We start from the raw sequence: 12,067 nt of genomic DNA on the forward strand, positions 1-12,067 counted from the left end.
TTTATGCTGGTTCAGTTATTTTCTTGATACAGTCCGGCACATCGTTTTTCGGGCTTCTCACCATTGCCGAAACTGGAAAGGCCCGAATTTATGTGGCCTCGTAGGGAACAAACAGCAACCGAAGCAAGTCACCGGCATATTTTTCTCGGTCCAACCAAATCCTTATCCCTATGAAAAGCATTTACCAAAAATTAAGGGAAACACTTGACACATAAAATAAAAAATTGCTACTATATAAAATGAATTGGAAGTTTCTGATTATACTGACTAATCATTACCAAATTATCTTTTTTTGTTAGATATTTTCCGAATAGAAAGAATATCTAAAGAAAAGGATAATGACAAATCTTTAAAGGGAGGTGTTTGGTTTGAAAGCGAAAAAGTTCCTCGTATCTATGCTTTCCGTTTTTGCTCTGACATCATTGGCCCCAATAGCTAGTGCCCAAATAAGTTCGGAAGTCTCTACACAGAAACAGAAACTTATCCCTTTATTTGAAAATCAACCTTACTCTGGCAGTTATGTGATTACACCTAGATTTACTTTGGGAGAATGGGAAAGTGTGAGGGTTGTTGTTCATAATCAAACCGCACCAGCGGGGTATACGGCCCGTGTACTCTATAAACTGAGAAGAAAAACAGACGATGGATGGGAGAGAATCTATACATTTGAAGCAAAAGGAAATAATTTGGTTAATTACCAATCTGAAGATTTTGGAAGAGAGGGAGAATGCCACTTCCTGATCCAGTTTAACGTTTTGGATGCTCAAGGCAATATCGTTGATGATTTAGAGCCTACTGGTTCTTATTCCATTTACAAAATCCCCTAAAGGTGACTGTAGAAACCGTTTAATACCATAAAAGAGATTTCGCTTTATAGGGTCGGCCAGATCAAATCAGGCCGGCCTTATTTTTTATACTGGTGGCTGTTGTCATGGGCCATAGTAGAGCGCAAAAAGTAAAAGACCGAATTACCTCTATTAGATACTATAACTTATATCCTGCCTAAAAATTTCTTTGATCAATTCAGGCATTATCGATCAAAACAGGCCATCTAACAGAAAAAACCGCGCAACCACGCGGTTTTCCAATGGCGTCCCCGAGAGGATTCGAACCTCCGACCTACAGTTTAGGAAACTGACGCTCTATCCTGCTGAGCTACGGGGACAATATTCGATTCACTCCTTTTATTATAGGGCGATTTCGCTCATTTTGCAAACAAAGGACCAGAGAGCTTATCCCTGGTCCCTTTCGTGTTTATTTAATTTAGAAGAACAATTTAATTATGAGTAAACTGTTCTTCCTCAGTAGAACCAGTCAACGCCGTCGTCGAGGAAGTCCCTCCCGCAATGACCTGCGCGACCTCATCGAAATAGCCGGTGCCTACTTCCCGCTGGTGGCGCGTAGCCGTATAGCCGTAAGCCTCGCTCGCAAACTCCGCTTGCTGAAGCTCGGAGTATGCAGCCATGCCGCGGTCGCGATAGCCCCGTGCCAGTTCAAACATGCTGTAGTTGAGGGCGTGGAAGCCGGCCAGCGTGACAAACTGGAACTTGTAGCCCATTTCGCCCAGCTCGTTTTGGAAACGGGCAATGTCTGCCTCCTCCAGCTTCTTCTTCCAGTTGAACGACGGCGAGCAGTTGTACGCGAGCAGCTTTCCGGGATATTTGGCGTGAATGGCTTCGGCAAAACGGCGTGCTTCCTCGAGGTTTGGCTCGGACGTCTCGCACCAGATCAAATCGGCGTATGGAGCATAGCTGAGTCCGCGGGCGATCGCGGCATCGAGTCCGCCTCTCATGCGGAAGAAGCCTTCTGCTGTCCGCTCCCCGGTAAGGAACGGCTTGTCGTTGTCGTCGATGTCGCTCGTGATCAAAAACGCGCCGTTCGCATCGGTGCGGGCTACGATCACAGTCGGCACTCCCATGACATCTGCCGCGAAACGGGCAGCCGTCAGGTTGCGAATGGCCGCCTGTGTCGGGATCAATACCTTGCCGCCCATATGGCCGCATTTTTTCTCTGAAGCGAGCTGATCCTCGAAGTGCACACCCGATGCCCCGGCTTCGATCATCGCTTTCATCAGCTCAAAGACATTTAGCGGTCCGCCAAAGCCAGCTTCCGCATCGGCTACGATGGGGGCAAACCAATAGGTGTCGCCCGTTCCCTCGGATTGTTGAATCTGGTCTGCCCGCTGCAGCGCCTGATTGATCCGTTTTACGACTTGCGGAACGCTGTTTGCCGGGTACAGGCTTTGGTCCGGGTACATCTGTCCGGCCAGATTGGCGTCGGCGGCTACTTGCCAGCCGCTCAGATAGATGGCTTTCAGTCCCGCTTTTACCTGCTGGATCGCCTGATTCCCGGTCAAAGCGCCGAGCGCCTTGATGTGATGCTCGGTATTCAGCAGCTGCCACAGCCGCTCCGCTCCGATACGGGCCAGCGTATGCTCGATTTGGACAGAGCCTCGCAAACGGATGACATCTTCCGCCGTATACGGACGCTGAACCCCCTTAAACCGGTCTGTCTTCCAGCTTTCCTCCAATTGTTTGATAGCTTCTTGTCTGTTCATTTCTCCCACTCCTTTTTTTAATCAAGATAGGCATAGCCGGGAACGGTCAAAAACTCGGAAAACTCGTCGGATGTCACCAGCTGCAGGAACAACTCTCCCGCCAGCTTGTATTTGCCCATCTCGTACCGTTCCTGGCCGATTTGCTGTTTCAAGGTTTGCAGCTCCTCGCTCAGCCACTGGGTGACCAAGGCGGCCGTAACCTTGCGGCCATCCTGCAGAATACCCCGGGGGTGTCTGATCCATTGCCACACCTGAGCGCGGGAAATTTCCGCCGTTGCCGCATCTTCCATCAGATTGTTGATCGGTACGGCGCCGTAGCCGCGCAGCCATGCCTCGATGTATTGAATCCCTACCCTGATATTGGTCCGCACTCCTTCTTCGGTAATCTGGCCTTCAGGTACGGCCAGCAGGTCTGCGGCAGTCACATGGACATCCTCCCGCTTATACCAGATCTGGTTTGCTTCCGGCATGAGGCGGTTAAAGACTTCCATCGCGACAGGAACCAATCCGGGATGGGCCACCCAGCTTCCGTCATGTCCGTCGTACGCTTCCCGCTCTTTGTCTGCTCTCACTTTCGCCAAAGCTTCCTCGTTTTTCGCCGGGTCGTTTTTCACCGGGATTTGTGCGGCCATTCCCCCGATGCACGGAGCTCCCCGCCTGTGGCAGGTCTTGACCGCCAGTGTCGTGTACGCCCGCATAAACGGCACGGTCATCGTCACCGTTGATCGGTCCGGCACGATCACATCGGGATGGTTGCGCAGCTTTTTGATGTAGCTGAAGATGTAATCCCATCGGCCGCAGTTTAACCCGGCACTGTGTTCTCTCAGCTCGTACAAGATTTCGTCCATTTCAAAGGCGGCCAAAATCGTTTCGATCAAAACGGTTGCCTTGATGGTGCCTCGGGGGATGCCCAGCTCATCCTGGGCGAAGCAAAAGACGTCGTTCCAGAGCCGCGCTTCCAGGTGATTTTCCAGCTTCGGCAGGTAAAAATAAGGGCCGCTTCCCATATCCAGCAGCGTGCGGGCATTATGGAAGAAATAAAGGCCAAAATCGAACAGGCTGCCGGACATCGGGTTTCCTTGAAGCCTTACATGCTTTTCATCCAGATGCCAACCGCGCGGCCTTACAATCAGTACCGCTGTTTTCTCCTTGAGGGCGTACTGTTTTCCTTCGGGGCTGGTATAAGTAATCGTCCTCCTCACCGCATCCCGCATGTTGATCTGCCCCTCTACCGTATTGGCCCATGTGGGAGAATTGGCGTCTTCAAAATCAGCCATGAACATCCGGGCGCCGGAGTTGCACGCATTGATGACCATTTTTCGGTCTCCGGCGGGGCCGGTAATTTCCACTCTTCGGTCAAGCAGGTCGGGCGGCAAAGCGTTTATTTTCCAAACGCCGTTGCGAATATGGGCTGTTTCGGGCAAAAAATCTGGCAGCTCGCCTGAGTCAATGAGCTCCTGCTTTTTTCTGCGCAGCTCCAGCAGCTCACGTCTCCTGCCTCCAAAGGTGCTCTCCAGCTTGATCAGAAACGAAATGGCTTCCGGGGTAAGAATATCCGCGTACTGTGGCGGCATTTCCCCGGTAACCAGAACATCTGCCGGATACTGATTGGTTTGAATCGCGGTCATGATGGTCTCCTCCTCTCCTAATGCGGAAAAACGTTATGGTACAGATTTAAATTTAGTTTTGTATTATAGTACAGTCAGTTCAAAAAAATAGGGCTTCAATCCAGAGACCCGCTTCCGCTGCAATGACTGCAGGAGACACATCCGTCACCGTGGCAGTGATGACACGCCATCCCGTGGTCATCAAGCCCTGCGCCGGCGCATTGGGGACAATTTTGCTCGCCGTTTCCTTCACAACGATAACAGTTCATCTCATACTCCCTCCATTCACTGTAGTAATACAATATTCGTAATGTTTGAAGTTATTATATAACAGTGCTTTCTGTTGTGCAACACATTTTCTAAAAATTCCGCCGGTGTTTTTTTCTTTGTTTTTACGGATAAAAAAACAACTTTCTGTATTAGAACAGAAAGTTGTTTGCAGGGAAGCATTCCGTAGAGATTCGATCTTTATTTTTTCGGAGCGATTTTCTCCAGACCGTTCATATAAGGACGAAGCGCCTCCGGAACCAGGATGCTGCCGTCCTCCTGCTGATAGTTTTCCATCAGCGCCGCAACCGTACGGCCAATGGCCAGTCCCGACCCGTTCAATGTATGCACGAATTCCGGCTTCGATTTGCTGTCGCGGCGGAAACGGATGTTGGCCCGACGCGCCTGGAAATCCTCAAAGTTGGAACAAGACGAGATCTCCCGGTAGGTGTTGTAGCTCGGAATCCACACTTCCAGGTCGTATTTTTTCGCCGCCGTAAATCCGAGGTCGCCGGTGCACATGCTCATAACGCGGTATGGCAAGCCAAGAAGCTGCAGGACCTTCTCCGCGTTCTTCACCAGCTTTTCCAGCTCGTCATAGGAGTCTTCCGGCTTGACGAATTTCACCATTTCCACCTTGTTGAACTGATGCTGACGAATCAGACCGCGCGTATCGCGGCCAGCCGAGCCCGCTTCGGAACGGAAACAAGCGCTGTATGCCGCGTAATAGCGCGGCAGCTCCGCTCCATCCATGATCTCGTCGCGATGCATGTTGGTTACCGGCACCTCTGCTGTCGGGATGAGGAAGTAATCAGGTCCTTCGAGCTTGAATGCATCTTCCTCAAATTTAGGCAGTTGACCGGTTCCTGTCATGCTAGCCCGGTTTACAATATACGGCGGCAGCAGCTCTTCATAGCCGTGCTCCGTCGTATGCAGGTCGAGCATGAAGTTCATCAATGCGCGCTCCAGACGGGCACCCAGCCCTTTGTAGAAAACAAAACGGCTTCCCGTCACCTTGGCCGCTGTTTCGAAGTCGATAATGCCCAGCTCCTGGCCAAGCTCCCAGTGCGGTCTGGGCTCAAAGGAAAACTTTCTTGGCTCGCCCCACGTCCAGGCAACGACGTTGTCATCCTCCGACGTGCCTACTGGAACACTCTCATGCGGAAGGTTAGGCAGGCTCAGCAGAATTTGTTCCAGCTGCTCATCGAGCTGGCGCAGTTCCTCGTCCAACACCTTGATTCGGTCGCTTACTTCCTTCATCTCGGCAATCAAATGGTCCGCATTTTCCTTGTTGCGCTTCAAAACCGCTACCTGTTCGGATACGGTGTTTCGTTTGTTTTTCAAGCCTTCCGCTTCCTGAATCAATTGACGGCGCTTCTCATCCACCTCGGCAAACTGATCCAGCGCGGAAATATCTTCATTACGATTCGCCAGTCGGCGTCTTACTTCGTCCAAATCGTTGCGTAACACTTTCACGTCTAACATAAAAAACCCCTCCAACATCGTCGATTCTTCAACGCAATGAAAAAACACCCGTCCCCTATGGTAAGGGACGAGTGTTGTTGACCCGCGTTGCCACCCTTGTTGATACATGCCCGCTTCCGTTTCCCGGCATGTACCCGCTTGAATCCGCCATAACGGGGCGGTACCGGGCAAAGTTTATCTTTTGCCACTCAGAGATGGATTCCCTTGCAGACTGGATCGGTTTTCACCTACCACCGACTCTCTGGGCCAAGCTCTTGCAAAGTACTAGTCTCCTCATCGCGTTCCTTGTTTGTTATCTTCTATTGTTAACTGTACTACAGGTTCTATACCTGTGTAAAGATGGTGAAAAAAAACGGCGCCATCATCGGGCACCGGTTTTTGGAACTATTTGTCGTGATGGACAATCAGCTGCGGTATTCCTTCACCATGTCGACAAAGTACTGATGCATCCGGGCATCCTCGGTCAGCTCAGGGTGGAACGCCGCCGCCAAATAATGGCCTTCGCGAGCGGCTACGATCTTTTCTTCGTACTTGGCAAGAACCTGGCCGGCTCCGCCCACTTCCATGATGTACGGGGCACGGATGAACACAGCCGGATAATCGGCCGCTACTCCCGCGACAGGAAGCTCGACCTCGAAGCTGTCCTTTTGCCGGCCAAAGGCATTGCGCTCCACCTTGATATCCATCAAGCCGAGGTGGCAGTCGTCTTGGCCGTTGATTCGTTTGGCGAGCAGAATCGCCCCCGCGCATGTGCCAAATATCGGTTTTCTCGCCTGGCCAAACTGGCGAAGCGCTTCGATGAAGCCGTACTTGTGCATCAGCTTGCTGATGGTCGTGCTCTCTCCGCCGGGAATGACCAATCCGTCCAGATCTTCAAGCTCGTCTACTCTTTTCACTGCAACTGCCGTTGCGCCTGCTGCCGCCAGCATGCGGATATGCTCAGCGACAGCTCCCTGCAAGGAAAGAACGCCAATTTTCATGATCGGTCACCTTACCATCCGCGCTCTTGCATGCGGTCTGCGTCACGCAGCTTGGAGATTTCCAGACCCGGCATAGCTGTACCCAGTCCTTTGGAGACGCGGGCAATCAATTCATAGTCCGTGTAGTGCGTGGTCGCCTCTACAATCGCACGAGCAAATTTCTCCGGATTTTCCGATTTGAAAATACCCGATCCTACGAATACGCCGTCAGCGCCCAGCTGCATCATCAGCGCAGCGTCGGAAGGGGTCGCTACTCCGCCTGCCGCAAAGTTGACGACGGGCAGCTTGCCGTTTTGGTGAACGTACTCCAAGAGATCGTAAGGAGCACCGAGGTTTTTCGCTTCTGCCATCAATTCATCGTAGGACATGCTCTGCACTTTGCGAATTTGCGACTGCATCGTGCGCATGTGACGTACTGCTTCCACGATGTTGCCCGTACCGGGTTCACCTTTGGTACGGATCATGGACGCGCCTTCACCGATGCGGCGAAGAGCTTCGCCGAGGTCGCGTGCGCCACAGACAAACGGGACAGTAAACTCTTTTTTATTGATATGGTACATGTCATCAGCAGGAGTCAGGACTTCGCTCTCGTCCAGGTAGTCTACGCCCATGGACTCAAGCACGCGAGCCTCGACAAAATGACCGATTCGAGCTTTTGCCATGACCGGAATGGATACGGCATTCAATACTTCTTCCACGATACCCAGATCAGCCATCCGGGCTACCCCGCCTGCTGCCCGAATATCAGACGGTACGCGCTCCAGTGCCATAACGGCAACAGCACCGGCCGCCTCTGCGATTTTCGCTTGTTCCGCATTGACAACGTCCATGATGACGCCGCCTTTTTGCATTTCCGCCATGCCTCTTTTCACGCGGGAAGTTCCTACTTGTACCATTTCTAAGCCCCCTACCCAATTGTCTTATACTGCCTACAAAACGTTGCAATGGCTGTCTTAATATTCACCATTGTAATCCAAGTTTGATTTTGGGTACAACCTTATTTGCCGGTTAAGCTGCTGAAAATATTGCTAAAGAACTGGATGATGCTGCGGAAGAACAGGCGGATCCAGCTTCCTTCCTCGACCTCTTGTCCAGCGACGAGGTCGACTCCAGCCTTGGCCATGTCCTCCGGCTGCAGGTAGTCGGTTTCTTTTGCGCCTTCTTCTACAAAGGTTACCTTTCCGATTACCTGGTCTTTTTTCAACGGAGCAGTGAGTTCCTGGAACGTGACGGTTGGGGTGAATTTGCTCTCTGACCCGATTTTTGTCAGGGTCATTACGGTATTGCTTGTAACTGCCGGTACAGTCAGTTCCACGCCGTTTTTCACAGGAGCGGTTTCAAATCCCTTGACGGGCACACCTTTGTCGAGTTGTTTGGTCAGCTTGTAGTTGCTGAAGCCGTAATCGAGCAGTTTTTTCGTTTCCACAAAGCGCTTGGTCTCACTTCCTGCTCCCATGACAACGCTAATTACTCGCATGTCTCCTCGAATGGCAGTACCGGTAAAACAATATCTTGCGGCATCTGTGTGACCTGTTTTCAAACCGTCTACGCCTTCATAAAATTGGTTTAGTCCCGGCAGCATCCAGTTGTAGTTTGGCTTTTTTATCTCGTTTGGCATACCTGCCCGGAAGGTAAACCGAGGAATTTTAGAAATTTCCAGCGCTTCCGGGAAGTCGCGAATCAGAGCCCGAGCCAGGATTGCCGAGTCGCGAGCGGACATCAAGTTTTCCTTTTGGTCAGTTTGAACGGAGTAAGGGCCCAGCTCATCGGCAGGAAGCCCAGACGATGTAACAAACTTCGTATTCTTCATCCCAAGTTCTTGGGCTTTCTTGTTCATCATCGCTACAAAGTTTGGTTCACTGCCTGCTATCCTTTCCGCCAGAAGTACAGTCGCATCATTAGCGGATACCACAGCCATTGCTTTGTACAATTCTTTAACGGTATGGGATTCCCCCATGTTCAGATAGACGCCCGAAGAATCAGGCATTTTGGCAATATAAAAGGCATATTCGCTGACCGGGACTTTATCATCCCAGTTAATTTTCTTTTGTTTCACCGCTTCATGTACAAGATACTCTGTCATCATTTTACTCATGCTCGCTGGTGGCAACGGTTGATCCGGATTACTGCTGTAGAGCACCTTTCCCGTTGATACCTCTACCAGGATTGCCGAGCTGGCAGCCAGCTGCAAGTCAGCCTGCGGGGCAGCTCCTGCGTTTGCTGTCATGGAACCCCACGCGGTGATAAAAACAGCGACAGAAAGGAACAGACCCGTCAATCGCTTTGTCCATGTTCTCGGTTTCATTTGAATCTCTCACCCTCCCACTTCTGTCGGTCTTGGCCACTAAGGCACGGACACACATTTGTAAGTGTACCATACAAAGCAACCCCACTTGAAGCTTGTTTCCACCAGTTTCCCGGCAGGAATGGCTAGAAAAAAACCCCTTTCTTCGAGTGAAAGGGGTTTTTGATCCGATAGTCCTACGAAATGGAGTAGTTTGGCGCTTCTTTCGTAATTTGAACATCGTGCGGATGACTCTCGCGCAATCCAGCTCCGGTAATCCGGATGAACCGGGAGTTGTCGATCAGCTCTTGAATGGATTTTGTACCACAATAGCCCATACCTGCACGGAGACCGCCGATCAGCTGATAAACGACATCAGCCAACGGACCTTTGTACGGTACGCGCCCTTCGATACCCTCAGGTACAAGCTTTTGCGCGTTTTCCTGGAAGTAGCGGTCCTTGCTGCCGGCTTTCATCGCACCGATGGAGCCCATGCCCCGGTATACCTTGAAGCGGCGACCTTGGAAGATCTCGAATTCGCCCGGGCTTTCTTCCGTCCCGGCAAACAGGCTGCCGATCATGATGGCAGATGCACCTGCCCCGATCGCTTTTGGCAAATCACCGGAGTATTTAATCCCGCCATCGGCAATAATTGGAATATTGTATTCTCTGGCTACGCGTGCACAGTCGTAAATCGCTGTAATTTGCGGTACCCCAATCCCTGCGACAACGCGTGTCGTACAGATCGATCCTGGGCCGATCCCTACTTTTACGACAGACGCGCCAGCCTCGATCAAATCGCGAGTGGCTTCGCCGGTGGCTACGTTCCCTGCTACAATGGTGAGATCCGGGTATGCTTGTCTCAGTTTTTTCACTGCATTGCTGACGTTGATGTGGTGTCCGTGCGCTGTATCCACGACCAAAACGTCAACCCCTGCGTTTACCAATGCTTCTGCGCGTTCGAACGTATCAGCCGATACACCCACAGCTGCGCCGCACAGCAGACGTCCCTGCTGATCCTTGGCTGCATTCGGGTATTGAATCGCTTTTTCGATGTCCTTGATGGTGATCAGGCCCTTTAACACATTATGCTCGTCCACCAATGGAAGCTTCTCGATCTTGTATTTTTGCAAAATGGCTTCAGCCTGCTGCAGGGTAGTGCCAACCGGGGCTGTCACCAGGTTTTCCTTCGTCATTACGTCCTTAATCGGAATTGAAAAGTCATGAACAAAACGAAGGTCGCGGTTGGTAAGAATTCCGACCAGATGATTTTGGCTGTCGACAATGGGAACACCGGAGATGCGATATTTGCCCATCAACGCGTCCGCGTCTGCGACGGTATGCTCCGAACTGAGGGAAAACGGGTTAGTGATGACTCCGCTTTCAGAGCGTTTTACCCGGTCAACCTCGCTGGCTTGCTGCTCGATTGTCATGTTTTTATGGATAATGCCGATTCCACCTTGTCTGGCCATCGCAATCGCTAGTGCAGACTCTGTCACCGTGTCCATTCCCGCGCTGATCAGCGGAATATTCAAGACGACCTTATCGCTCAGTTTAATGGATGTATTGACATCACGAGGCAAAATTTCTGATTTTCCTGGAACAAGGAGAACGTCATCAAACGTTAAGCCCTCTTTTACGAATTTGTCTTCCCGCACAGGTATGAGCTCCTTTCGCCAAAATGTTTTATGCAAGTGTAACAAACGGCTTAATTTACTGTCAAGGTAACCTTTTAATGTTCGGTAATATAAGCAATTATCCAGATAAATCAAAAAAAATAACAAGAAAGCGCTGTCATATACGAATGTTAGAAAGGTGATGGAAATGGATGCCTGGTCCTTTTTGCGCTTGCTGGAAACAGAGCCGGCAGCACGCGCTTTTTTATACAAACACTATCATAATAAAGGAATCGAGCATGCAGAGCGACTCGCTTTCCAACAAAGCACACGTTTCTTATATACATGGAAACAAGCGCGTTTGTTTTATGAATCAGCACAGAAAGTGCCGCTTTCCATTAAACCCTTGCTTCTTTTCTACGGCTGTGTACATGTACTCAAGGGTTGGCTCGTCGTCATCGATCCTGATTATCCGCAGAACAGCAGGGTTCTCCAACACGGCGTTACCACGCGGAAAGTGAAGAGGAATAGTTACCAATTCTTAAAGGATGAAGTGCGTCCGCAAAAAGAAGGTTTGTTTTCGCATCTGGCTCATCTCCTCTCTGTATCTCCGCTCCAGGACCGTTACGGAATCCAGGAATTGATGACTTACCTGGTGGCCATGCGTGAACCTTTGCTGGCAGTGACCGGCAATGCCTCTCCATGGACCCCGGTGGCCTGGACCACTCAAACAGATACGGAAACGAATACGGTACTTCATTGTCTTCACTTCCCCTCACGTTCAGGAGGAGCATTAGCTTATTCGCCCGAGACCTTCCAGCAATACGTAAAACGGTTTACTCACAGTCCAGACATCCTGGATTCTGTTCATTGGTCAAATGACGAAAACAAAACCATGGTGGTTCCTTCTTCCTCCTTTTCCCTCTTGGGCGAACATCCCCTTTTCTGCTTTCAGGAGCAATCCTTGTTTTTTTGGAATAGCGATAATGATACCCTTCCTCTTCCGGAATGGGCCAACCATTATTTGCTTTTGTACGTACTAAGCATGTTGTCCAGATATGATACAGAATGGTGGGGTGAACTTACTTTGTCCCATTCTTACGCAGAGCAGTATTTAATCGATTTCTTTCTGGAGCATCATGCAAATGTTTTTCCTACAGTTATTATGAGGCAGATGCAAAAAAACAACACCTTTGCTCTAAAATAAGCAGATGTTGTTTACTACCTATATAGAAAAAAATCCTCCCGGCTTTAAGTCCGGGAAGATTCTT

Annotated in this window: 9 protein-coding genes, 1 tRNA gene and 1 other annotated feature; of the genes, 2 read left to right on the forward strand and 8 right to left on the reverse strand. The window is 50.4% G+C overall.

Annotated elements, in window-relative coordinates:
* Positions 1-368 precede the first annotated feature (368 nt).
* A complete protein-coding gene (locus Q3F21_RS26270; RefSeq protein WP_340259438.1) occupies positions 369-827 on the forward strand; it encodes a hypothetical protein in 459 nt (152 codons plus the stop codon).
* Positions 828-1,088: 261 nt separating this feature from the next.
* On the opposite strand, the gene Q3F21_RS26275 is transcribed toward Q3F21_RS26270, so the two are convergent.
* The 8 genes from Q3F21_RS26275 to guaB all read right to left on the reverse strand — a co-directional run bounded on the left by Q3F21_RS26275 (position 1,089) and on the right by guaB (position 10,838).
* Positions 1,089-1,165, reverse strand: a tRNA-Arg gene (locus tag Q3F21_RS26275).
* A 111-nt stretch (positions 1,166-1,276) separates the two neighbouring features.
* Positions 1,277-2,557: an isocitrate lyase gene (gene aceA, locus Q3F21_RS26280; RefSeq protein ID WP_340259439.1), complete on the reverse strand. Its 1,281-nt coding sequence runs from the start codon at positions 2,555-2,557 to the stop codon at positions 1,277-1,279.
* Positions 2,558-2,574: 17 nt separating this feature from the next.
* Positions 2,575-4,185 (reverse strand): malate synthase A, encoded by a 1,611-nt coding sequence (gene aceB, locus Q3F21_RS26285; protein WP_340259441.1) that lies wholly within the window; start codon positions 4,183-4,185, stop codon positions 2,575-2,577.
* A gap of 447 nt (positions 4,186-4,632) precedes the next feature.
* Positions 4,633-5,916, reverse strand: coding sequence for a serine--tRNA ligase (gene serS, locus Q3F21_RS26290; protein WP_340259443.1), 1,284 nt, complete (start codon positions 5,914-5,916; stop codon positions 4,633-4,635).
* Between the two features lie 60 nt (positions 5,917-5,976).
* Positions 5,977-6,202, reverse strand: a binding site (T-box leader).
* Between the two features lie 118 nt (positions 6,203-6,320).
* Positions 6,321-6,899: a pyridoxal 5'-phosphate synthase glutaminase subunit PdxT gene (gene pdxT, locus Q3F21_RS26295; protein ID WP_340259453.1), complete on the reverse strand. Its 579-nt coding sequence runs from the start codon at positions 6,897-6,899 to the stop codon at positions 6,321-6,323.
* Between the two features lie 8 nt (positions 6,900-6,907).
* Positions 6,908-7,792: a pyridoxal 5'-phosphate synthase lyase subunit PdxS gene (gene pdxS / locus Q3F21_RS26300; protein ID WP_340259445.1), complete on the reverse strand. Its 885-nt coding sequence runs from the start codon at positions 7,790-7,792 to the stop codon at positions 6,908-6,910.
* A gap of 101 nt (positions 7,793-7,893) precedes the next feature.
* Positions 7,894-9,201 carry a D-alanyl-D-alanine carboxypeptidase family protein gene (locus tag Q3F21_RS26305; protein WP_340259447.1) on the reverse strand — a complete coding sequence of 436 codons (1,308 nt, stop codon included), beginning with the start codon at positions 9,199-9,201 and terminating at the stop codon, positions 7,894-7,896.
* A 176-nt stretch (positions 9,202-9,377) separates the two neighbouring features.
* The gene (gene guaB, locus Q3F21_RS26310) at positions 9,378-10,838 is read right to left on the reverse strand and encodes an IMP dehydrogenase (protein WP_340259449.1); all 1,461 of its coding nucleotides are present in this window, start codon (positions 10,836-10,838) and stop codon (positions 9,378-9,380) included.
* 166 nt (positions 10,839-11,004) lie between these two features.
* Here guaB and Q3F21_RS26315 point away from each other — a divergent pair, with 166 nt between their 5' ends.
* A complete protein-coding gene (locus Q3F21_RS26315) occupies positions 11,005-12,003 on the forward strand; it encodes a YaaC family protein (protein ID WP_340259451.1) in 999 nt (332 codons plus the stop codon).
* Positions 12,004-12,067 lie beyond the last annotated feature (64 nt).

This window comes from Brevibacillus borstelensis (assembly GCF_037834415.1).
Classification (GTDB): Bacteria; Bacillota; Bacilli; order Brevibacillales; family Brevibacillaceae; genus Brevibacillus; species Brevibacillus borstelensis_A.